We start from the raw sequence: 23749 nt of genomic DNA, 5'->3' as shown, positions 1-23749 counted from the left end.
TCACACAAAAAATGCCCGGTTTTATGCCGGGCGTTGTGTTTCTAAATGACTTTTACATTGCTTTATAGGTTAATTCGGAAGACGGATGTCGTGCCAGATACTTCATTGCTAACAGCGATAAAATGACCACCATTGCGAGTAAAGTAATTAATGGATTCTGGGCCTAAATCGCGTGCTTTTGGATTGTATGTGTCGTTCGTGCATTCGCCATCTTCCACTTGTGTACACACTGGCTGATTGTAATCGCGACGGTTTACGTAATGTAGGAACTGTGCTTTTTTCGGATCGGTAATGTCATAAGTCATAATACCGCCTTGGCGCTCTAAACCGATAAACGCGTAATGGTGACCGTTGATTTGTGCTACTTCAATCGCCTCTGGCTCAATGCCTTTATCATCACTTCGGTCATCGCCACTGTGATTGTTATCGTTGGTACTGTTGAAGTTCTTGCCTTCATTCAGCAGCGCGATAGTCGCGAAATCGTCATCGCTATCAAAGACCAACTTGCCGTTTTCATCCCAAATCGAGAATGAACGCGCGCCAAATGCTTGAACCTTATCTTGTGCAGAAAGCGTTTGTTCCGGCTTAATCACTTTTAAACGCGCGAGTTGTTTGTTGTCTTTTAGTGCCTCTGCCAATGGGTGTTCTGCTGCTACTTTCAGCTTCTTACCGCGCACTTCGTCAACATGATTTAAACAGGTTCCTTGCTCAGAAGTGTATTCATCTGTTCCAAGGAAATCGTCTTCATCCCACATAAAGCCTGCTTTGTCGCACAGTTCTTGAGTGGTTTTGAATCCGTACTCACGGCCGTCGCCTTCATTTGCGGATACGATGTAAGTTGTCCCATCCACTGAGTAGCTGTCGATGGTGTCAGGCATAAATAAGCCAACCAGTTGTGGGTAGCTTTTCAAGTTTCCAATAATTTTGTCTTTGTTGGATGCATCGAGTTTAGCGTCCGACCAAGACTTCTCACCTAAGCCAACAATTTTTTCTACCGATTTGCTCACTGGATTGACGATTGCCATGGCGTTATTTTCTTGTAGCGCGACATAGATTTTACCGTTATCTGCAAAAGTGAGGTATTCAGGCTCTAGATCTTGTGCGATGGTGGCGTTTGGCCCCGAAATACGCACATTCATTGGAAGCTCTACTTTTCGTGAACCATCAAACTCGTTAAAGCCAATTTGTGTCACTTCTGCTTGAGTAACGCCAAGGTTCAGATCGATCAAAGTGACGCTACCTTCAGGATCGACGCTGTAATCGCTGTTTGGTTCGCCCTCATTAGCGGTTGCGATGTATCGGCCATCTTTCGAGAAGCCTACCATGTCTGGCAAAGCGCCTGTTGGAAACGTCATGACTAATGACAAATCGTCGGAGCGGTACAAACCAACAATACCATTCGCTTGTTTATTACTGTTTTCAATCGCAACCGCGACCAAACCATTGAATACAGCGACACTGTTTGCAGCGCCAATTTCAACGCCAGCTGCTTCGCCAGCGCTGTTGAGATCAATGAATGCGGTTTGCGTTGGTACGCCGTTGTCATCCATAGAAAGTACATCGACACGTTTTGCTTCAGCATTGACCACATAGAGCTTATCCGTACAGGCGTCATAACTGACGATTTCAGCTGCCGATGTGTCGAATGGGGCATCAGCAACGGATGTCCCGATAAACGTTAACCCTTGAATTGACGTTTCCCCAGCAACGGGCGCAGTGGTAGGTTTGCATTGTGTAGCGAATGAAGCCACGGTATCTTCGGGTTGTGATGAACACGCGATGGCAAGTGATGACAATGCGAGTGCACCGATTGCCTTTAAAGGGGTGATCATGATATCTCCTTATCAATCCGATAGGTTGTCAATCAGCATGGGCTTTAAGCTGCTGTCCATTTCCGCAACTGGAATGATGGAACGCTGAATGACGTGTGATTTGGTAAGGCTCTGAATATATGTATGATTGATGACTCTTATATTGGCTTTTTATGAAACTAATATGTCATCAAAATGATGAAGTAGGGATAGAGGAATAATGGAATTAAAATCGTTTTTAGATTTGTTGGCAGCTTCACCAGAGCAGGTCGAATTTGAAGCAACGATGGCGGTGATCGAAGATAACTATACGTTTGAGCCAACCGCTTTTGTTAATGGTGAGACACAAAACAATGCAGGTGAGAACAACGGTTCGTGTAAGATCTTCGCTTTCAGTTTGCTAAACAACCTAGACAAAGAAGCGACGCTAGCCTGCTTTGGCCGTTTTTATCGTGAAGATGTATTGCAGCATCCAGAGAATAGCGATCACCAGAATATTCGTAATTTTATGGTAACAGGGTGGGATGGTATTAAGTTTGAAGCACCCGCTTTAACCGCTAAATAAACACCAGTCAGAAAACGCAGAACAGTAAGCCAGTCGTATTATGCGACTGGCTTTTTTTCTAGACATTTTCGGCACAAACACAGCTGGTTGGCGCTTGGCTTGGGTAAATCACGGGTTTCAATAGTAAAGCACCAACAGGTTTCTTTGCCTGCGGCGATATCACAATGGGCTTGAGTCCCGCACTCAGGACAATTGTGTGTTGAATCTTCCCCTGCGATTTGTTCGATAATCGTATCTCGTTGGAGATCGGTTTTGTCTTTCCATTGGATGATTTCATCCATCGTTCGGTGACAACCAGAGCATATTCCGGCGTTATTTTTACATGCTGCTCGACAAGGTGACTTCATTGCTTTCTCGTTCTCATTTTTTATGCCGCGTACTCTAGCACAAAGCGAGTCAAAGCCGCCAAAATAAACGTGAGTGCGATTTGCTGGTGAGGAGAGGGCGGCAGTGATATTCTTGGACGAGTTACCTAAAATCTTTGTCACTTATGTTAGAAAAAGAAAACCTCATTAAACTCGCTAGAATGCAAATGCCATTTGGGAAATATGCAGGGCGAGTGTTAATCGACCTACCTGAAGAATACTTACTGTGGTTCGATAAAAAGGGCTGGCCAAGTGGCGAGCTAGGGGATTTGCTCAAGCTGTGTTTAGCGCTCAAAATTGAAGGCTTAGATAGTGTTGTGAAGCCTTTGAAGCGTATGTAACTAGCCACAGAAACTCCCACTTTTAATGAAAAGACTTATTATGAATTTTGATATCGATGCACTGAAACACCACCAATTGGTCGAAGATGGTAAATTAGAGGGATGTTACATTCATCAGCCAGCTCAAGGTAGCCAGCAAGATGACAAAGCTGTTTTGGCAGAGCGCCAAGCGTTGGAAAAAATGGGGTATAAGGTAATACAGGTTAAAGCTAAAGGCGGGACAACAACGTTTGCCGAGGCGATGCAAAAGCTTGCGAAGGAAACTGGTCACCTGCCTAAGGAGTAAGTGAGTGTAACCTGCCACAGCTTCCCTAGTTATTCCACGATACCATGTGTTTTCATCAAAAGAGCCAGACCGTTAGGCTGACTCTTTTTTGCTCCAAACCCGTTGAGAGCTTAAACATTGATCGTATCAATAAATTCCGTCAGTAGAGAAACCAGTTAGTTGCATAAATAACGAGAAGGACTAGAAGACCTAGAAGGAATGGGAAGGTTAGCATCATTGCGAACTTTTTCTTGAAGCTTGGTTTATCGAATACCACGCCTTCGGCCTCCCTTACTCTTCGCTCTTCATCAAAATGCCATTTAATAGCTAAGTAGGCTCCAATACCTAGTACAATAAGCTTAAAAGCTCCAGCAAAGTACGGAAAGAAGTTAGCCCAACTGTCGTTCATTATCCATCTCTCTCAAATTAAATATGGGCTTTACGGTAGCAGAATCCAAGGTTTATGTTTAGTGCTCTCCCAATGTCAGGCGCCCTGGCTAGCACAAGCCTACTGCTCGTGCTAACTGACCACAACTCTCTTTACAATATACTTAGTTATTAATAATTTAATAGAAAAGGACTAGAACACTTATATCAGTGGCGTGTCTGTATGGTTTGTAACGTTTTTTCCCCATTCCAATTTACCTCGTTTGATCGTCTCTTTGCCTAATAGTTCCCATTTATAATGATCTTGCGTGGTTCAAGGCCCATTTCATCCAATGTTACCGTTGTCAGCCCATCAACATGTGCAGTATAGGGTCTGAGTTTTGAGTGGATACAATCTTCTCGGATTAGCCACCATATCGTTCACGATGACCAACAGCCAAGGTCAGGTCACGCGTTTGTCTCACAGCCTAAAATTGCAAGTGAGAACCGCGGTCACGGTAAAGAATTTGTTTTGTATCATCTTGGGTTTGCCATCATGCCAAGATTTATGATGGAGAAAGAGTTAGCTCGAGGAGATTAAGTTCGCATCCTATTTGATGTACACGACTTGGAGAACCCGACTTATGCGGTGTACTAACTACTAACTAATAGAAAGCTTCGATGCCGCTTCGAGTTGAGTTCTTGAAGAAAAAGGCCGGTGCGTTTGAATAGCATCGAACGCCACCTATTAAACGCAGTATTCTCGAAAGCAAAGCCCACCGAAAAGCGGGCTTTGTTCTCTTTTAATAACGAGAATAATAACTAGTAGTTAGCTTGAATGCTGACACCGCTATAGTTTGAGTAACCTTGAATCATGACGTTATAACGTCCACTTTGTGTCGCGCTGACCGTACATGTTTCATTGTTACCGTATTTGAAAGGTCGGCAGTCCCATGCATTCAGTGTCGGTTTTGCACCAAAACGGAGATACAAATCCGCATCACCGCTGCCACCATACATTTGTACTGTTAAGCGCTGCCCAGCTTCTACATCAACATAGTAATACGCTACTTGACCGCTTGAGCCACTTAAACCGCTCACTGGCACGCCCGAGGTTAACTTGCCTTCTGGATCCGGTGTTGGATCTGGGCCACCACAGTCTTGCCCACAATCAGTATCCGTTAAGCTATAAAGCAGCTTGTTCACGCTGCCTCTTGTGTCCGTCACCTTTCCGCTTGTTGCGCGGCTAACGATCAAGTCCTCTACTTGACTTGGAGACAGTGAACTGTTTTCTTGAAGATACAATGCTGCTACACCCGCCACATGTGGCGTCGCCATCGAAGTACCACTAATGGTTTTGTAACCACCGTCATACCACGCAGATTTGATTTGTGAGCCTGGTGCAAACACATCCACACAACTGCCCCAGTTTGAAAAACTCGAGCGTGCATCCGTGCTAGTAGTTGAGCCGACAGTCACACCAGTAGCAACGCGCGCTGGAGAGTAGTTACAAGCATCAGCATTCGAGTTACCTGCTGCTAGCATAAAGCTGACACCTGACTGAACCGCACTTTGCACCGCGCTATCGAGAGCGACAGATTGACCGCCACCTAAACTCATGTTGGCGACTGAAGGTCCGGAAGCGTTCGCAGCCACCCAGTCCACACCGGCGATAACACCAGACGTAGAACCCGATCCGCTACAGCTCAATACTCTCACGCCGACAAGGTTGACGTTTTTCGCCACACCATACAAGCTGCCGCCAATGGTGCCCGCCACGTGTGTGCCGTGTCCATTACAGTCACTTGCATCTGCATCATTATCGACAAAGTCATACCCAGAAACCGAGCGCCCACCAAACTCAACGTGTGCATTGTTCACACCAGTATCGATAACATAAGCCGTTACACCAGTTCCATCAAAGTTGGCACTGTAGTTGTTATCGAGTGGCAAGTTACGTTGGTCGATTCGGTCTAGTCCCCAAATGGCATTGGTCTGATTTGCGTCTGCCGAGACTATTGGGTCAAGCGATAGGATTCTGTCTTGCTCAATGTAGTCCACACGAGGATCAGAACGCAGATCTTTCAGTTGCTCAGGACTCAAGTTAGCGACAAATCCACTTATCGAGTGGTCAAAAACCGACTCCACTTGTATCGAATACAAACCAGACATGCGGTCTACAGACTGTTGCGTGAATTGCTCGAATTCCGGTGAGCTGCTCGCCATCATTTGCGGTTGTTGAAATACCACAATATAGCGATCTGCAATGGCGATGTCGTCCGGTGCAAGCATCAAAGTGGCAGGCAATGTGTCGGGAGCTTGTTGTAACTCTGCACTGTCCGCAATCTCATTGGGTTGCGAAAAAGCGAGAGAAGAATGAAAACAGAGCGCGGAGGTGATACAACAACTTAGTAGTTTCTTTAACATAAAATGTTCCTTGAAATCATAGTCTTGTTGATTTTACCTAGTACCAAACTGTCAACACGAAAACACAGACAATCAGCGTAGTACGCTCAATACGTGCTGCAGTGACGTTACACAAATCAAACTAGACAATGAGCAATCATGTGCATAGTTGAGAATGATTCACATACTCAGAAACATGATCAATAACTAAGCTTTATTGAAATTGAAATGCAAAGATTCATTTAGATTTAGAGCAAAATCCCTAAAATAGAATAATTCTACACACCTGGCTTATTGCCTGTTATGTGCACTATTCTTACCGATAATTTACGCAATAAAAACCTAACTATTCTTTCATTGGTCATGACTCAAATCGGTTGATAGATGTTAATATAGCCACCTGATTTCTGATGTTTTTTAACTCATGGCTACTATCCAAGTTCAATGTCGTTTCTGTAATAAAACAGAGCCCGTCCGTGAACATGGAAAAGGGCATTCTGTCTTTCCTCGTTTCAGGTGTATCGAGTGTCGAAAGGGCTTTCAACTCGATTAAGTTTACGAAGTCCGCAAGCCAGATGTAAAAGAAAAAATTGTCGATATGTTAATGAATAGCTCTGGAGTTTGGGAAACAGCACAAGTGTTGAATGTCGCATACAACGCGGTATTGAGCACTTTAAAAAAATCTCGCCAAGGTAAGTAACCTCAATACCTTTCGATAGAGCAAATATAAGACTAATTTGTAAACTTGAAAGGCTAGCTGCATTGGTTGAGGAATATGAGGAAAAACACTTCCCCATTTAAGAACTGCAACACACCTTTGCTCCTTCCCGTGCCAGTGACGCTCAATCTCACAAATCACAGTGAGTGGGTTTGACCTACTTTTCCTTGTCTGTGTAGTGTCTGGGAAGTCGGAGGACTATCATCTTATGCTTTTAAACGCCGTTAATTTTCATACGCATTGAGCGCTTGTAGCAGCAAAGGTTTAACGGTGGGGTAAATTTGATTTAAACGCAACTGGTAGAAATCAAACGCTTCTTTCCAAGACTCTTCGTTCTGCCAGTCAAGAGTTATTACAGGTAGCGAGATTTTTAGCTTCTCTGGGACAAATTCAGAGTCCTCCGGCAATAGTGGCATCAATGACTCTCGCCTAGCATACAGGTACTCAAACAAGTATTGCCCAAGTGCGTCATTTCTGAATCTCACAAAGACACCCACCTCATTGGGTTTAGAGCGGTAAGTTGTTATCCAACTATTGTGTGCCCTTGGTGGTAACTCGAACCATAAGTGCCCCTTAGTCGAAGGGGTTGGTAACCTTACACTAGTGTCATCAAGCTCAAGATAATTAAGCAATGCACTCCAATACTCATAGGATTGACTAGAACCTTTGTTTGTGACTGATTCATTTTGCTCGTTGGTGGATTCCAGTTTCTCAGTAACTTCACTACTTACTTGATTAATCGAAATCACTCGGCGCTCAGTAATTTCAGTTTTGCGCATCACTTGAGGATTCACGAGCAGTTGTTCGCCTGGCATGTGGAAGATCTGCACCTCAACCATGGCAAAAGAAAACTCCATTGATGCATACGTATTAAGAAAGTCCTTTATCTCAAAAGCCCCCTCTCGAATACCATCGCCCACTACCAATAATAAGAAGCGGCCTTTTGAGAGGTTTCGCTGGACCGTATCAATGAATGAGGCTTCTAATACTTCATGGCCATCCGCCTTAACCAATTCAAAAAGCGACAGACCACCATTAATTGCACAAACCTTAGTATCAAGTTCGTCGTAGCTCCAATTCATCAAGTCTTTAGCGTAATCGAGTATCTGTCCAATCACTTCTCTACGAGATTGAGGATTACGATAGAGTTTGGTTTCCGCGATGACCAATCGGCCCGATGGCGTCACATAGATGCAGTCCACTCGACCCGACTTAGTGGCAAGCTCCATACACACTGGTACCGCACCGATATAGTCCGCATCAATCTCATAAAAGGGTAATAGGTCAGCGTTAGCAAAGATAAGTTGCTGTAACCACTTCTCATCGTAGATACCTGTTGCCTGCAACTCGACTCGTTGAAGCCTCTGAACGCTGCTTTCGGGGGATACGATGATTGGACCATTGCTCATGAAAGAACTCCGTTGCTACCTAAAAACGCTGAGAAAAACAAACCGTAAGATTAGCCCAACGTATTACTTTACGGCGTTTACGAAGTCTCATTTTCCTACTTTGACTTGCTGACTTCATTAGTCAGCGAGCAGTTCAGCACTCCCATGAGAGCAAGCTATTGAACTGTCGTGATGCAGTCAGATGGGAAGGCGTGTTGGCTAACTCAATTCTGCCCCATTCCTTTTCAGCGCAGATATAGTTAATATTTTGGAAAAAGGATATTGGCCAAGTTTTAGTAATACGAAATGAGTCCAATGTATACGACCGAATATAGGGTGCCTGAACTGTATTTCGAAAGCGTTCAACAGCTAATCGAGTAAAATAAAAGAAACGGCATAGTGATGTGAATTGGCCGTACGAGTACTCATGTGAGTACTCTCTACCAAAGAAAGCGTAAGGCAATAACGCCTGATAATGTCAAGGATTCCCGTTAGAGTCCTTTTTTTGCTTTATAAATCATAAAAATGTACATACGGTAAAGTCAGGTTGATATAAGTTCAACCTGACATATTTCAAAACAGACTACAGCTGCGTGACAAAAGAACCACTTGGCGTGACTGGCAAGTATTTAGCGTAGAAGTCTAAGTAGGCTTGCTTTGGATCTAAGTCTTTAAACTGTTCTGGGTACATTGCTTTAGCGTAGAACTGCAGCATCGCGCCATCGAGAATAGTACGACAAGCGCCGTGGTAAGCCGCATACATGCGATTGTTCTTAACCGCTGCAATAGATGACCAGCCAATGCGCTGTTTAAATCCGGCTAAACGCTGCTTCGCAAGTGCCTCATCGACCCCTTGCCCCATCACCATTGCATCATCAGAGCTGCCTGATTCATACCCCGTCATGACAATCACATCAGGGTTAGCAACGATAATTTGTTCTGGGTTGAGTTTTCCCCACCATTCAACAAACGGCGCTGAAATATTGTCTCCACCCGTCATGGTAGCAATCGCACCCCACATATTTTTGCCGAAGGTATACCCGACTTCATTCACGCCAGCAGCACCATACTCGGTATAGACTTTTGGTTTTTCTAGGTTGGCAGACTCAAGTCGCTGAGTGATCATTTCTAGGTTTTGTTTGTATTCATTGGCGATTTTTTCTGCACGCTCTTCTTGACCAGTGATCACACCAATCAGCTGTGTACTTTTCAGGTGGCGCTCCAAAGTTTGTGCGTTGTAATCGACGACAACCACAGAAATTCCCGCATCTTCGATACGTTCGATTTCTGAGCCAAGGCCTTTGTATTGCCAGTCAGCGAGCATCAGGACGTCTGGGTTTAGACTAATGACTTTTTCCGCAGAAAACGTATTGGTATCGACACGACCAATTTCAGGAATTTTGTCAAGAGAAGGGCTGTGTTTAACGTAAAGCTCCCAGTTTGCAGAGCGTGCCTGCCATATGTACTTAGACATACCAACCACGTTGTCATACGCGGCTTCTGTACCAATGGCCATATAGTCTTCTGGATAGAAACCGACAACCGCGCGCTTGGCTGGTGCGTCGAAGGTAACTTCTCGACCTAGTACGTCGGTAACGGTGGTGATTTCTGCAAATGCCGAAGCACTGACAGTAAGTGCAGCAAAACTGAGTAGTGTTTTATACATGGTAACTTAGACTCTTTTCTATATGCCAGTGTCCACTGGATCCCTTATCTTGGTTGCCGATAATAAGCTTTTTATTAATCTTTATGCAAATTATTATCATTTTTGTTAGTATGCTTTCTCAATTTAGTACTCGGCGCGGTTTGCACTGAACAAGCGGCGATGCAGTAGAAAAAGAAAATCTATCCTTTAGGAAATCAGGTAACGTTAGATGCAATCCGAAGCTGTGTTACAAGCCATTGAAAATCAGAGAAAGTATGAGCGGAAACGCTTTGTTGTACTGAGTGTTTTTTGTCTTATTTTGGTCATCTCTTTTGTGCTCGATATCATGACAGGGCCATCAATGTTGGATGCAAGCCGGGTTCTGTATGCGATTTTAGAGTTTATCGGCTTACCGTCTCAGGTTGATGCCTCCACACAAGTCATTGTGACCAACTTGCGTTTGCCGATTGCACTTATGGCGATTGTTGTCGGTGGTTCGCTCGGGGTTGGTGGCGCTGAGATGCAGACGTTGTTAAACAACTCGATGGCAAGTCCTTACACGTTAGGTATGGCTGCGGCTGCGGGTTTTGGTGCTGCAATTACGCTTTATTTCGGTTCATTGGGCTTAGATAGTAATTACGCTGTCCCGCTCGGTGCCTTCATCTGCTGCATGCTTTCTGCGTGTTTTCTTTTCGCGTTGGCCTCAATGCGCCATATCAGCTCAGGTCAGCTAATACTGGCGGGTATTGCATTATTATTTCTTTTTCAGTCGCTATTGTCGTTGGTGCAGTTTGTCTCGTCCCCAGAATTAAGTCAGCAAATCCTATTTTGGCTGTTTGGTAGCTTGTCGAAAGCCACGTGGGGGAACTTGTTGATCACCTCGTTGGTTGTGGTGGCTGGTGTTACTCTGTTACTCAAAGATTCTTGGAAATTAACTGCCCTGCGTTTAGGTGAAGAGCGAGCAAAAAGTGTCGGTGTTAACGTCGCTAAGCTGCGCTTGAAAACATTATTTATCGTTGCCTTGATGACAGCAACGGTGACCAGTTTTGTTGGCATCATTGGGTTTGTTGGTATTGTCGCGCCTAACATTGCCAAAATGTTGGTTGGCGAAGACCAGCGATTCTTCTTACCTCTTTCATTCCTAATCGGCGCGTTTCTTCTTTCGACTGCGTCTGTTCTTTCAAAAGTGATCGTGCCCGGTGCGTTGTTCCCAATCGGAATAGTGACTGCGATTATTGGCGTACCGTTCTTCTTTTGGCTGATTATCGCGAAGCGAGGGTAACGATGCTGACAGCTAAGCAAATTAACATTCAAATTGGCTCATTAAACCTGGCTAAAAATATCGACTTTGAACTCAAGCCGGGTCAAGTAACCGCAATTCTAGGGCCAAACGGAACAGGTAAAAGTACGCTGCTTAAAGCGTTGTTTGGTGACATCAAGTTGGAGTCCGGTGAGGTCAATTATGGTGATAATTCGCTAACGCATAATTCGCTTTCACAGTGGCGAAGCCAGTTTGGTTATATGCCACAAGACATCAATTTAGACGTGAATCTAACAGCGATTGAAGTTGTGTTGCTTGGGCAGTTAGACGCGCTGAGCTTGAGAGTGGGCAATGACACGCTGCATAAAGCGCTGGGTATATTAGACCAGATAGGACTTTCGCATTTGGCAAACAAAGACGTGAGCAAGCTCAGTGGTGGTCAACGGCAAATGATTCTCTTCGCACAGGCGTTAATGCGTGAGCCCAAGATCATGATGTTGGATGAGCCAGTCAGTGCGCTCGACCTTCACTATCAACACGTACTGCTTGAACATTTGGTAAGCCAGACTCGAGAGCGAGAGTATGTCACGATCATGGTGTTACACGACCTTAATTTGGCTGCGCAATATGCAGATAACTTGTTGGTACTGAAAAACGGACATCTGGTGGCAAGTGGTCATCCGAAAGCGATCTTAACTTCAGACCTTGTGCAGAGCATTTATGACGTTCAGGCTCAAGTGATTAACGACGAACATGGCGTGCCATTTATCCGTACTACGCGAGCGTATTAGATCTGGTGAAGTGAAACGGTTGTAAAAAAGCCCTCTCATCAACGGCGACGAGAGGGCGGTATACGGTTAAGTAACTAGATCAAAAGTGCCTAGAACTATTCTTCGTTCGAGACGGTGACTGTGAAGTCCCAGTGATTATCGAAAAAGCTTCTAACCAGTTCAATATTGGTTAAAATGGGCGTTGTTTATCAAATCAGGTAAGGGATATAGTCCTCCTACCTAACTTACCGTCAGTTTCTAGCAGGTACACCTAGCCCCAAGATTTTGTTCATTGCCGTCTCAGAGAGTGAACGGTCGTGATAGCCAGAGTCACTTTTCCACTGAGCTAGTGTATTGTTTTTAATTGTCTCAACAGCTTCATTCCTAGGGGGTCAACCGTTTAGCTTTTGGGGCTTGAACAGTTGCAAAATTTGCAACTGTTGAAAAGGTAATTAAAGATGCTGATTTGTTTCTGAATAAGAAACAAACCCCGACTGACACCAATTGTCCAACAGCCTGTTGGACAAATTAGTCAAAATCAAAAATGCCCCAAACAGTGTTACGTCAGTTGTTGAACACTAAAATGGTTTCTATTAGTTTCCCTCAATTTATCTAATAACAACTAATTCCAAGAACAAATTTTTGTCCCAATAGCATCCTTATGTGTCCTTTAAGCCACTTTTGAGCGTCTATCCTATTGCATAAAATGACTCCATTACAGCAAAACTGGAGCACAATTATGAAAATCACACAAATTCGCAATGCAACACAAGTCATCGATTATGCAGGTAAAACATTCCTTATTGACCCAATGTTAGCGCCAAAAGGCACTTACCCTGGATTTGAAGGAACAGCAAATTCACACTTACGCAATCCAACAGTTGAATTGCCTCTGCCTCTTGAAAGCATCATCAATGTGGACGCTGTTCTTCTAACTCATACTCACCCAGACCACTGGGATGAAACAGCGGTGAATGCGATACCTAAAGATAAATTGATTTTTGTACAGCACGAAGGTGATGAAACTATTCTTCTATCACAAGGTTTTACCAACGTTAAAATCTTCTCTGAAGAGACTGAATATCACGGTATTTCATTTACACGTACAGTCTGCCAGCATGGCTCTGATGCAGCATTCCAACATGATCAAATGGCTGAAATTTTGGGTGAAGTGACAGGCGTGATTTTTTCCCATGCCGATGAAGAAAAGTTATATGTGGTTGGTGATACGATTTGGATTCCAGGTGTAGAAGAAACCATGAAAAAAGAACAACCAGGTGTCGTTATTCTCAATACAGGTTGGGCGCATGTACTGGGCTTTGGTCCTATTATTATGGGTAAAGAAGATGTACTAAAAACACACCAAGTGCTACCTAAAGCGAAAATCGTTGCGACTCATATGGGGGCGGTTAACCATGTATTGGTGACTACTCAAGAAATGCGCGAATACGCAGCTGCAAATATGATTAGCGATTTTGTGTTTGTTCCAGAAGATGGTGAAACAGTGATAATCTAGTTTTGATGTCATAAAGCAAACCTATGGCCTGCGTTTATGAACCGCACAGAGTAGTGTACTAACATTGCTCTGTGCATTTTACTTTGGAAACGAACTATGTATCTCAATGAAAACCATAAAATTCCTTCCGTTGCTGTTGTTGTTTTCAATCGCTTTAGCCCGTTTCATATTTCTGTCCCTAGCATTGTGTTTGGAAGAGATACCCTTAATGAAGCTTTTTTCGAGCTTAAATTTGTCGCTGGAGAGGAAGGACCGATTTTATCTGATATCGGTATGGAAATTCATACCGAGGCGCAGCTTGATTTCCTAGAGTATTGTGACATCATCGTTGTACCTTATTGGAGAACAATTGACGAGCGCCCTAATGAAAAGTTACTCAATGCTCTCTGTCGTGCTCATGCCCGAGGCGCATTGGTTGTCGGTTTATGTCTTGGTGGTTATGTTCTCGCTTATGCTGGCTTATTAGCGGGGAAACGAGCTGCGACACATTGGGAATTAGAACAGGATTTTAGTCAACGCTTTCCAGAAGTTTCGCTCGATACGAATGCCTTATATGTTGAAGATAGCGGGGTGATAACCTCAGCAGGTACTGCCGCAGGTATCGATTGCTGTCTGTATGTTTTCCGAAAATACTACAGCAGTACGATTGCGAACCGAGTAGCAAGAAGAATGGTTGTGCCTCCATACAGAGATGGTGGGCAAGCTCAGTTTATCGATCAACCTATACCTGTGACGACATCTGATTCACGTATCAATGCATTAATGGACAATATCAGGCGTGATATCAATCAAAAATATTCACTGGATGAGCTAGCAGATTCAGTGATGATGTCCCGCCGAACTTTTACGAGAAAATTTAATAGAGCTACAGGTATGTCATTTGGAGAATGGCTGACGGCTGAGCGACTAAACTTGGCTCAGGATCTACTTGAATCTACAGATTTGTCTATTGAACAGATTGTTGCAAAAACAGGGTTTAGCTCAGTTCTCATTTTCAGAGATAAATTTAAAGAGCGTTATGAGGTAACCCCTAACCGATGGAGGAAAACGTTCCACCAACAGCCTTAGACAAATATTCAGCGTTCCAACTAAGGTTTGCCATACATTTCCTCATGTCAATTCCGATTATTAGGGAGGTTAGCGTAGCTCATTAATGTCCAAAATTTTGTTACACATATGTCCGCTATGTTGTCCGCTATGTCTTCTAGAGGATTAATTGGGGTGTGGTAATTTTACAACGTTGGATTTGGGTTATTGTTAAAGTTTGCAGACTTTTGATGCAATGTTATGCGAACTTATGTCGCAAGTAGTCCTTTAACTCGTTGATAGTTGGTTCACACTATGAAGACTTATCTTGCAAGCATCACAACTCCTGCTTTACCCCTACTTATCAAGTAATTACCCTACAAATATAGCTCAGAAAGCGATTGGTACTAAATAGTGGTACTAAACATGCGCTATCTTACTCAACGTTCTTCTTCAGGTATCTGGTACTTCCGTTATCAAATTCCCGCCCGATTTCGATCTTTTTTCCCAAATGGGCGTGAAATAAAGAAATCGCTATCCACTCGTTCACTCAATACTGCTAGATTAAAAGCATCTAAATTGCAGCAGGTCATATGGGAGAGAATGGAGTTGTTAGAAAAGCACAGCAGTGATTGACGCAAGGTGAGAAGCACAGTGCTTAATCACGCACCTTTAGATGATGCCTACATTTCGCAACAGCTAAATGCCATCAAACGGCAAACTCTCTCGAAGCTATCGACCTATATTCAGTTGCTTGAGCGCAACCCCAACTTGTTGAGAGCACAGAAACAGCGTATTGAGTTGCGCAAGAGTGACAGCGACATTCCATCTATCGATATCATTGAGTCGATCTATCCACGCGACGCCAACCCCATAGAGATCGCAGAGGAGCTAGTTTCGTTGAATGACTATGCTTTTGACTTGAACACGCTGCACTATCGTGAAGATATGAAGAATATTCACATAGCGATGGGACAGTTTTATCGAGACTATCAGCGTTGTCTAGACTCGCTGAAACAGCTGGCTCATTAGTACGGCTCCAGTGTTGGTATCTTGAACACCAGTCAGTGCAACAAAAATGTGTATCGTCGAGGAGAGTTTGCGATCAAATAGCAATACGGGTTCTTCATCTCTCTCTGCCTGAATTAACTCCGACACAATATGCTGATAAATTTCATAAAAGCGGTATAGATATCACAAACGTTCACTCTCTGAAACATTGATGTATCGAGTTAAACAGTTGCTAGGAGGGCAACTGAGCTTAAGAAATTACAATGCACAGGTGGGTGAAACTTACGCGATGATAAAAGCGTTGAACAAGCTTACAGGGTTAGGTATGCCTGAAACTTATCGTCTTGACTAAGAAATACACGAAATGGGGCAGCTCTGTCTCTAAACTTAATTACGCAACAAAGCCGTTTTTGAATGATCAAGTCCTCTGAATACGAGTTGGGATATTGTTCCTTAATACTTAGGATTAACCATAGACTCACACTCTATTGCTATTGCTATTGGTAAAGTAGAAACAATACTCGCCTCTTATGCTTTTTTATTCTTTGGAGTAGTGATCAAAGCCACCATGAATAGAAACTAGGAACCTTTAAATAATGAAAATGTCAGAAACACCTTTAGTGATTGCCTTGTTTACGGCTTTTGCCGCATTGCCATCAATGTCTGCGCTTGCAACAAGCGACCTTTATATCAGTGGTATCACAGAGCAAACGACGCCAATTTCCAAGGCAAAAGAGCCACTTTCATTTCAAGAAGCTCAAACAATCCGTAATCGTTTTAGTGTGCCAAATTGGCAGGCTGCTGGTGACGATGGCGTGTATATTAATATGCATTTTTCTTCTTTCTTCCCAGTGGATACCGTGCTTCCAACGCATCCTGTACGAGATTTAGAGCGTGATATTAAACCTCAGCTTTCTAATTTGACATACCAATACAAAGATGGCTCTACCTCCAAAACACTTGATGAGTTTGTTCACAGCGACCAAAGCCGTGTGCAAGCGGTAATGATGGCTCATAAAGGTAAAGTCGTTTATGAAGCGTATCCTGGTATGAACCCTAATGATCAGCATATTTGGATGTCTACTTCGAAGACGACAGTGGGTACAGTCGCAATGATGCTTGCACAAGAAGGTGTGTTGGACCTAGATAAGCCAATCACTTCTTACGTGGCAGAGCTAAAGGGTACTGAATGGGAGAAAGTGAGTGTTCGCAACGCACTGAACATGTCTACAGCTCTTGATCTGGAAGAAACTACGGCCGCCTTCTCCGATCCAAATAGTTGGATTGAAAAGTTTTTTTCTTCATTGTTTACCCCTGTAGGTGATACTTGGATTGAAAAGTTAAAAACCGTTAAGCCGGTTGAGGGACTGAATCCAGGAGATAAATTCCAATACTCCACAGCTGTTACTCAAGCTTTAGTGTTAGCCGTTGAGCAAGCGACCAACAAAAAATGGGTAGATTTGTTTAATGAGAAAGTTTGGTCGAAGGTTGGTGTAGCCGGCCCGTACTCAGTGGGTCTTGCGGCAAATGGTACTGCGGTAGCGGGTGGCTTTAACAGTACAACACCAGAAGACATGCTTAAGTATGCGATGATCTATACCCCAAGCTGGAATAAGGTATCAGACTCTAAGGTTATTAGTGATGAACTGCTGAAAAATATTCAGACGCTAGGTCAACCAGAAGCATATCAAGGCACGACTGAGCAAGGCTACTCAGCTGATTGGTTCGGTGAGAAGGCAGAGCGTAACTCAGCGCAATGGGATGCAGTGTTTGCTGATGGCGCTATGTTTAAGCACGGTAATATGCACCAAGGCATTTACGTTGACCCAGCCCGAGACTTCGTTGCTATCGTTTTTGCGACCTCGCCGAACGACCGTGATGATCACGCCCCGGGTTACTTAAGAGAAGCAGCAAAGCAACTCTCAGGTAAATAAGTGTCTAGCGGCAAGTTGTTATGACTTGCCACTATATTTACTTGTCTAAGTCGACTTTTATCTTTTCGCCTTTTTCTAAGATCTCATACATATTCCACTCCTGATGAGACCAATTGTCTCCCCACTTATACTGGAATACAGTATCACCATTGGTTACATCAATGGTGACTTGATATTCAGTGGCATAGCCGGTCATTTCTCCATCAATTACTCTGTTATTAGCATCATGCGGTATGTTGTATGCGACAGAGGCTAATTTTAGCATCCCATTTCTAACGGACGTAGGCGCCTCTAATTGGTTTAGGAAATAATTAGCATGAAGATATCGGTCTTCAGGGTTGATTCTTCCCCTGTTTCCGTATTGGGTTTGGCTATCTACAGTAGAAAAGTCCAAATTAACATTGGGTCTCCAGTTCTCTTGATGCTTGGCAACAGATGGCTGGTTGGTCATCACAGCGTTAGCTTCTCCTCGATAGAGTTTCACACCATCTTTGTCATGCTCAATGATGAGTCTGTCTCCACTCGCATCAGTCAATGAGTAATGCAGTGTTGGCGCAACGAGTAGTGCATCGGATTGTGATCCGCACCTACGAAACTGGACATTTCACTAAGCGACTTTCTCATACCTAAAGTTATGCGCATTTTCGTAATTTAAGTGATTACTCTAAGTAACTTTTGTCCAAGAGAGTGCTGGCGCAGTTCAAAGCAGACACTTGCTTTGGGTTACTCGACTCCGAGTAACTTTATTGTTATGTTTCGCAAAAAATATATGGAGAATCTTCTGCGCGTTATTTTTCCAGATGCCGTGCAGAGTAATGTATTGATCGGCTGGGGTAAAAATGAAAACCAAAATAATAATGTCGTTTCTACTCGCTACATTGTGTGTCAGTGTCAGCGCCAGTACGAATGAGCCGAAATACCATTCTGCGCTAACAGTCAAAACGGTATTCAGTGAAGACAGAGATAAGCCAGTAGAAGTCTACTACTGGTATCCCACAACGAATGAAAAAAACAACTTCACGTTTGGTAGGGGTAACATTTTTAAATCAGTCGAAACGCAGTTAGATGCCCCGTTAGCAAGTGGAAAATTTCCCGTTGTGCTTTTGTCGCAGGGCGGAACACGGTCAGCATTTTCCCATAGTGGTTGGATAGCTTCGGGCCTAGCGAAACAAGGTTATGTCGTTGTTGTACCAAAGCCTCCTGCACCAAACGAAATCAATGCAGAAATGGCTGTTGATGAAATCACATTCAGAACCAGTGATTTGGTGCTTGGGCTGAACGAATTAAGTTCGGTCGGGATACTGTCCGGAGGCGTAGATACTGATGCAGTGCAGGGTGTCGGCTTTTTTCTGGGCGGGACATCTATGCTGATGCTCTCCGGAGCGCAAATAAGCCCGGAAAAATATCGAACATCGTGCCACAACGTCACCAATGTAGACTGTCATTGGTTACGTGAAAATAACGTTGATATTACCAACATCCCGGATCAAAAATTCCCCCGATTTCAGTCTGAAAGCAAACTGAAATCGGTCGTCGTTATCAACCCTGAGCTAACGAAAACTTTTGTCCATGAAACTCTGGCCTTGATGAACAATGCTATCACCGTGGTGACGCTTTCTGATCGGCTACATCCCGCACTGACACCAGCCGAATCACTTGTTGCTCTTCCCAATGTGACATTTCAAGAGATTCCCAGTGCGAGTCAGTTTAGTGCGTTCGCAGAATGTACTGAGCGTGGCATTAAAATTCTCGCATCAGAAGGGGAGGAAGCACTTTGCCAGGAGCGTGACGAGGTTTCCAGAAAGGATAATCACCAACAAATTTTGGATGTAATTCTGGCTGGCTTAACAAAGTCATAAGAGTGCAACAATGCGGAGCTTTCTTACACATTGTGTGCTTGGACCTGCAAAGCGAGAAGTAAGTTTTTCAGGCTTGTCCCCACAACATATTGCAAGACATACTGATGACTGTATTACTTGCCCTAATTAAGTACTTGTACCAGCATTTTAAAACTCAGAAGAACACACAAAATACCAACGATTTTCTTAAGAACTTTATTTGGGAAATACTCTGCACAACGCACGCCGAGGCTAGTAGTTAAGTAGCTACTAATGGAGAAGCTGAGCATTGCAGGAAGGTATATGTATCCTAATACTAAGTTGTTCCAATCTGTGTTTCCCCATCCGTTTAACATGTAACCGAGGCTTCCTGACAGCGCGATAGGGAAACCTATCGCAGCAGAGGTACCAATAGCACGTTTTACCTCAAAATTTTGCTGGACAAGATAGGGGATGATCAACCCCGCACCGCTTATAGAGACAAGTGCTGATACAGAGCCAATCACCGAGCCTACAGTGATATTACCGATAGCCCCATGTGGGTTAGGGTTGTACTCATTTTCAGTGTTGAGAAACATCTTATAAGCAACATACAACATGAATACGCTGAAAAAACCTGCCAGATAGATCCCCTGTAGATACGATGCTACGAATGTGGCGCAAAATGTTCCGACTAGAACTCCGCTCAACATTTTTACTACCATTGTCGAGTCTACATTCTCTTTTTTGTAGTGAGCGCGCATGCTGCCCAATGTTGTAATAATCATCGAAGCCATTGATGTCCCTAACGCAAGATGGACCACTTCTGTATCAGCTATTCCCTGTAGTGAAAACAGAAACGCAAAAATCGGGACGGCCATTCCACCACCACCCACACCAACGAGTCCAGCGAGAAAGCCAATGCCCAAGCCTGCTGTAATGTAATAGATAATAAAGATAGGTTCGTTCATGATGGTTCTGCCTTCGATAAAATGGTCGTTGCTAAAATGTTACTCGAACGCTAACTTGCTATGGTAACGTTAAGAGGACAGAAAATAATGAATAATGGCCAACATGGAATTGAGTAAATAAAGTGACAAACTCTGACTACAGCGAATGGAAAAATGGAGCCGCACTGATCGCTAAGGAGTGGCAGCATGAAAGGAGCGACTTCAACCATTTGGAGCAACGGCCACATAATTGGCACAGTCATCATCGAGGCCAGCTACTGTGTATAGATGAAGGGCTAATACAGGTAAAAACCGATGAAGGAGCGTGGATACTACCACCTCACCGAGCTGGTTGGATCCCCCCGGGTGCGATGCACAGTGTTTATTTTTGTGGTTCTCTGAAAGGTCGTTCATTACTGTTTACTCCAGAGAGCTGTGAGCGGTTTCCAATGAGACCTTGTGTGATCCACATGAGCGATGTCTTGAAAGCCCTATCGGTTAGGGCATCGATATGGAGCAAAACAGACGAGCTATCCATACAGTCTTTACGTATTCTTGCCGTAATATCCGATGAAATCGTCAATAGCCCTCATGAGTCACTCCACATCCCCCTGCCCAGAGATCCGAGACTGCAAAAAGTTACTCAAGCAATTTTAATAGACCCAAACAGCAAATATTCTGTGGAGCATTGGGCAAAGATCGGGGCAGTCTCATCTCGGACGTTAAGACGATTGATTCGAAGTGAGTTAAACATGAGTTTTAGTGAATGGCGGCAACAAGCACTGCTAATACATTCGTTAGAAATGATGGCTCGCGGAGAATCAGTAGGAGCGGTTGCACATGCTTTGGGTTATTCGACACCCAGTAACTTTATCGCTATGTTTCGTCGGGTCTATGGTGATTCACCCACGCGTTACTTTTCGAGTCGTGGCATATAGTTGCCAAGAGCTTACCTAAATTAGGTTCGTTTTTATGTACTGAGGTTTTGCATACATTTACTCACCCAACATAAGCAAGTGCTTCTAGCTTCTTTCTGCCCAAATGAGCTGAAATCAATTTCGAAGTGGATAATAGAGTTCAAGATTTTAAAATACTTAATCTAATGGAAGGCAAGACCACACTCTTACGGTTATTGACAACATAAAGGGGGGAGAATGTTCATTCCTTTGCTTTAAATCTACTTCAAAATTACCCGTTCAACTTGTGCCATACAGGCTCTTTATCGTCTCCCTCAACCACACGATTTTAGGGTTCTGGTTATTGCGCTTGTGCCAAATCATAGTAAATGGAATCAGTAGCTTGTGCTGATAGTCTTCGGTAATTGGGATAGGCAACGCTATTAAGTTGGGGTGAAGCTGTTCGCAGTATCGCTGACAATACTTTGGTGCTGTGGTTAACATTTGATGGTCGGGCTTTTCTGCAACAAATAAAGCTTGCTCGAAACTCGCCATCGTTAGGCTAACGTTTCGAGTATATCCCTGTTCAGCCAAGATCTCATCCAATGCCCAACTGTCATTTTTCTCCCATGCTACATTGATGTGGGCATAGCTTAAGAAAGTATCCAAATTCCACTCTTGCTTGAGCGCAGGATGATCTTTGCGGACATACACCATAGGTAAATCTGAAAACAGCACTTCGAAATTAATAAAATACGGGAGCAGTTCTAACGACTCTTTGGAGCGAGGATGGCTTTCACGGCCAGTAAAACCAATATCCACTTCACCGATGGTAATGGCGTCTAACGAGTCGTAATCCCAGTTATGGAACTTTACCGTTGAGTCTGGATAAAAATCATGGATTCGTTTGGTCAGTTCATCCGCCATGATGAGTGACAATGGCGACTCTACTCCAAGATGAAATTTAACCCCGCTTGGCGCATCATCACCTCGGTGTGAAACAATCTGGTTACCGATCTGCATCCAGTCTGACAAAAGCACTTGCACGTTTGTCGCGAGATTTGTTGGCTTTAGGCCTTGCGGCGTATTCACAAAAAGCGGGTCATCAAACCAAGCGCGCAATTTGCCTAAAGACTTACTCACGGTTGAGGGAGTTACATTAAGTTTTTTCGCCGTTTTAGTAACACTCTGCTCTTGCAGTAGCAATTGCAGAGTGAGCAGTAAATTAAGATCAAGTCGGGCAAGAGATTTCTTCATGAGGCTCACTAACGTTCTGATTTGGAAATAATAATATTATGGAGAGTCCAATAACGCTACTAGCAACCAACGCTATCATTAACATAATCACAGCCGACACACCTAACGTCGCCATCAACCAAATGTAAAGTGCAGACCAAGAAACCTGACCTATGCCAAGCATAGAGCTTGCAAGTCCAGCTTTGCGTGAGAATTGGCTTAACGCTTGACTCATCGCCACACCAAACCCCATAGGGAAACTCATGCTGAGCAGAGTGAATCCTACCATATAAAGTGTCGGACTATCGCTATTCAAGTGAGCCGCGAGAATAACGATAGCCGACAGGAAATTGGTCATTTGTGCAGCGAACATCAATGTGGTTTGTTTGAAGTAAGACAAAGCAAATGGTACTGAAAACGATGTTGCCATACCTACCATTGCGAGTAGTGCCATCGTGGTTGAGTAATCGCCTCGAGTAAAGCCAATCGAATCCATTATTATCATTGGTGACGTATTTACATAAGAGAGAATCGCTGTGACGCCTAAAGATGTGTAAATAACGCGCGATATAAAAAAACGGTTATATAGTGATTCGTTCGAATCTTCACTCACATCTAAAAGTGTGCGCTTGGTTTTAGGCAAGGTTTCTTTTAAGACAAAGCAAGCAATTAAGCCTATCGCAATACCCATCATCGCCATGGCAGTGAATAACACGGGCCACGGAAACTTGATCATAATCAGATTGCCGATCACGGGGGCAAGTACTGGGATAGAACAGATAATTCCATTGAGCATCGATAGAACCTTAGCTCGCTTTGGGTCACCTAAAGTGTCGCGCAAAATGGCGAAGGCCACTACATAGCAACATGCGGCACCTACACCTTGAAAGAAGCGCATTATTAGGAAGCTATTACTGGTCTCAGCAGAGCCCGCGAACATTGATGCAAGGGTAAAAATCACTGCACCGCAAATGGCAACAGGTTTGCGTCCAAAACAATCAGCAGCTCGCCCAACAAAAACCATAGTCGATGCTAGACCAGCAAGGTAAATAGAAAAAGCAATATGAAGCTGTGATTCGCTCGCAGACAGGTCAGTGGCGATTTGTGGTAAAGCAACCAAGTAGAGATCTATTGCCGTAGGATAAAGCAACACAAAGGCGAAGCTACATATCAGATATCGGGGCAAATTAATTTGTTCCATTACTACCTCGTGAAGGAATTGGGCTTACGAGGATGATATGCAACATTACTCATCTTGGCGCGTTACCTTTCTGACAACAGGTATTTCCATATACGACATCAGCAACGATTGTGGCTATAGCAGTTAAACTTGCCCTAAGAAGAACCGTGGTATCGTGCGAAAGTAATCTATACAACCGAGTCCACTACATTAGTTAAATAGACAACGATGGACATTAGTGACCTAGGGCTTTGCTCAAGCTGTATTCTGCTCTCAAAACCG

At 43.8% G+C, this 23749-nt stretch carries 21 protein-coding genes and 3 pseudogenes; 14 read left to right on the top strand and 10 right to left on the bottom strand.

Annotated features, from left to right (window positions below; genetic code table 11):
* Window positions 1-62: 62 nt before the first annotated feature.
* Window positions 63-1832: a choice-of-anchor I family protein gene (locus NB463_RS19425; RefSeq protein ID WP_258432066.1), complete on the bottom strand. Its 1770-nt coding sequence runs from the start codon at window positions 1830-1832 to the stop codon at window positions 63-65.
* Between the two features lie 199 nt (window positions 1833-2031).
* On the opposite strand from NB463_RS19425, the gene NB463_RS19420 reads away from it, so the two are divergent.
* On the top strand, window positions 2032-2376 hold the full coding sequence (locus tag NB463_RS19420) for a HopJ type III effector protein (protein ID WP_258432065.1): 345 nt from the start codon (window positions 2032-2034) through the stop codon (window positions 2374-2376).
* A 38-nt stretch (window positions 2377-2414) separates the two neighbouring features.
* On the opposite strand, the gene NB463_RS19415 is transcribed toward NB463_RS19420, so the two are convergent.
* Window positions 2415-2723, bottom strand: a complete 309-nt coding sequence (locus tag NB463_RS19415) for a cysteine-rich CWC family protein (RefSeq protein WP_082244968.1) — start codon at window positions 2721-2723, stop codon at window positions 2415-2417.
* 143 nt (window positions 2724-2866) lie between these two features.
* On the opposite strand from NB463_RS19415, the gene NB463_RS19410 reads away from it, so the two are divergent.
* Together NB463_RS19410 and NB463_RS19405 are read left to right on the top strand one after the other, a co-directional pair.
* The gene (locus NB463_RS19410; protein ID WP_005375557.1) at window positions 2867-3082 is read left to right on the top strand and encodes a DUF3820 family protein; all 216 of its coding nucleotides are present in this window, start codon (window positions 2867-2869) and stop codon (window positions 3080-3082) included.
* Window positions 3083-3122: 40 nt separating this feature from the next.
* Window positions 3123-3368, top strand: a complete 246-nt coding sequence (locus NB463_RS19405) for a hypothetical protein (protein ID WP_046873683.1) — start codon at window positions 3123-3125, stop codon at window positions 3366-3368.
* A 139-nt stretch (window positions 3369-3507) separates the two neighbouring features.
* On the opposite strand, the gene NB463_RS19400 is transcribed toward NB463_RS19405, so the two are convergent.
* Both NB463_RS19400 and NB463_RS19395 read right to left on the bottom strand, forming a co-directional pair.
* Window positions 3508-3756, bottom strand: a complete 249-nt coding sequence (locus NB463_RS19400) for a hypothetical protein (protein WP_046873682.1) — start codon at window positions 3754-3756, stop codon at window positions 3508-3510.
* A 779-nt stretch (window positions 3757-4535) separates the two neighbouring features.
* Window positions 4536-6140, bottom strand: a complete 1605-nt coding sequence (locus NB463_RS19395) for a S8 family peptidase (RefSeq protein ID WP_258432059.1) — start codon at window positions 6138-6140, stop codon at window positions 4536-4538.
* Window positions 6141-6543: 403 nt separating this feature from the next.
* On the opposite strand from NB463_RS19395, the pseudogene NB463_RS19390 reads away from it, so the two are divergent.
* A pseudogene (locus NB463_RS19390) lies at window positions 6544-6911 on the top strand (IS1-like element transposase); the annotation flags it as partial.
* Between the two features lie 150 nt (window positions 6912-7061).
* Here the strand turns inward: NB463_RS19390 and NB463_RS19385 are convergent.
* Together NB463_RS19385 and NB463_RS19380 are read right to left on the bottom strand one after the other, a co-directional pair.
* Window positions 7062-8246, bottom strand: a complete 1185-nt coding sequence (locus NB463_RS19385) for a hypothetical protein (protein WP_258432058.1) — start codon at window positions 8244-8246, stop codon at window positions 7062-7064.
* Window positions 8247-8808: 562 nt separating this feature from the next.
* Window positions 8809-9891, bottom strand: coding sequence for an ABC transporter substrate-binding protein (locus NB463_RS19380; protein WP_053807791.1), 1083 nt, complete (start codon window positions 9889-9891; stop codon window positions 8809-8811).
* Window positions 9892-10099: 208 nt separating this feature from the next.
* On the opposite strand from NB463_RS19380, the gene NB463_RS19375 reads away from it, so the two are divergent.
* The 8 genes and pseudogenes from NB463_RS19375 to NB463_RS19340 all read left to right on the top strand — a co-directional run bounded on the left by NB463_RS19375 (window position 10100) and on the right by NB463_RS19340 (window position 17388).
* Complete coding sequence (locus tag NB463_RS19375) at window positions 10100-11152, top strand: FecCD family ABC transporter permease (protein WP_258432057.1); 1053 nt, start codon at window positions 10100-10102, stop codon at window positions 11150-11152.
* Window positions 11153-11154: 2 nt separating this feature from the next.
* Window positions 11155-11922: an ABC transporter ATP-binding protein gene (locus NB463_RS19370; protein WP_053807789.1), complete on the top strand. Its 768-nt coding sequence runs from the start codon at window positions 11155-11157 to the stop codon at window positions 11920-11922.
* A 718-nt stretch (window positions 11923-12640) separates the two neighbouring features.
* Window positions 12641-13417 carry an MBL fold metallo-hydrolase gene (locus NB463_RS19360; RefSeq protein ID WP_053807788.1) on the top strand — a complete coding sequence of 259 codons (777 nt, stop codon included), beginning with the start codon at window positions 12641-12643 and terminating at the stop codon, window positions 13415-13417.
* A gap of 96 nt (window positions 13418-13513) precedes the next feature.
* Window positions 13514-14485, top strand: coding sequence for a GlxA family transcriptional regulator (locus NB463_RS19355; RefSeq protein ID WP_047009328.1), 972 nt, complete (start codon window positions 13514-13516; stop codon window positions 14483-14485).
* A gap of 384 nt (window positions 14486-14869) precedes the next feature.
* Window positions 14870-15079 carry a DUF6538 domain-containing protein gene (locus NB463_RS23980; protein ID WP_368043220.1) on the top strand — a complete coding sequence of 70 codons (210 nt, stop codon included), beginning with the start codon at window positions 14870-14872 and terminating at the stop codon, window positions 15077-15079.
* 18 nt (window positions 15080-15097) lie between these two features.
* Entirely contained in the window at window positions 15098-15475 is a 378-nt protein-coding gene (locus NB463_RS19350) for a hypothetical protein (protein WP_053808948.1), read from the top strand.
* A 148-nt stretch (window positions 15476-15623) separates the two neighbouring features.
* Window positions 15624-15806: pseudogene (locus tag NB463_RS19345) on the top strand (IS5/IS1182 family transposase); the annotation flags it as partial.
* Window positions 15807-16050: 244 nt separating this feature from the next.
* The gene (locus NB463_RS19340; RefSeq protein ID WP_053808949.1) at window positions 16051-17388 is read left to right on the top strand and encodes a serine hydrolase domain-containing protein; all 1338 of its coding nucleotides are present in this window, start codon (window positions 16051-16053) and stop codon (window positions 17386-17388) included.
* 37 nt (window positions 17389-17425) lie between these two features.
* Here the strand turns inward: NB463_RS19340 and NB463_RS19335 are convergent.
* A pseudogene (locus NB463_RS19335) lies at window positions 17426-17941 on the bottom strand (linear amide C-N hydrolase); the annotation flags it as partial.
* A gap of 304 nt (window positions 17942-18245) precedes the next feature.
* Between NB463_RS19335 and NB463_RS19330 the strand changes: the two are divergent.
* A complete protein-coding gene (locus NB463_RS19330) occupies window positions 18246-19247 on the top strand; it encodes an alpha/beta hydrolase family protein (protein WP_258432056.1) in 1002 nt (333 codons plus the stop codon).
* A 122-nt stretch (window positions 19248-19369) separates the two neighbouring features.
* On the opposite strand, the gene NB463_RS19325 is transcribed toward NB463_RS19330, so the two are convergent.
* Complete coding sequence (locus NB463_RS19325; RefSeq protein WP_074189960.1) at window positions 19370-20176, bottom strand: sulfite exporter TauE/SafE family protein; 807 nt, start codon at window positions 20174-20176, stop codon at window positions 19370-19372.
* Window positions 20177-20298: 122 nt separating this feature from the next.
* On the opposite strand from NB463_RS19325, the gene NB463_RS19320 reads away from it, so the two are divergent.
* Entirely contained in the window at window positions 20299-21093 is a 795-nt protein-coding gene (locus tag NB463_RS19320) for an AraC family transcriptional regulator (RefSeq protein ID WP_258432055.1), read from the top strand.
* A gap of 258 nt (window positions 21094-21351) precedes the next feature.
* Here the strand turns inward: NB463_RS19320 and yidZ are convergent, their stop codons facing one another.
* Window positions 21352-22308, bottom strand: a complete 957-nt coding sequence (yidZ, locus tag NB463_RS19315) for an HTH-type transcriptional regulator YidZ (protein ID WP_167427617.1) — start codon at window positions 22306-22308, stop codon at window positions 21352-21354.
* A complete protein-coding gene (locus tag NB463_RS19310; RefSeq protein ID WP_309303498.1) occupies window positions 22283-23488 on the bottom strand; it encodes an MFS transporter in 1206 nt (401 codons plus the stop codon). The genes yidZ and NB463_RS19310 overlap by 26 nt, the downstream gene beginning before the upstream one ends.
* Between the last annotated feature and the right edge of the window lie 261 nt (window positions 23489-23749).

The organism is Vibrio sp. RM-41-2B (assembly GCF_024744415.1).
Classification (GTDB): domain Bacteria; phylum Pseudomonadota; class Gammaproteobacteria; order Enterobacterales; family Vibrionaceae; genus Vibrio; species Vibrio diabolicus.
This window is presented reverse-complemented; position numbering and strand designations above follow the sequence as displayed.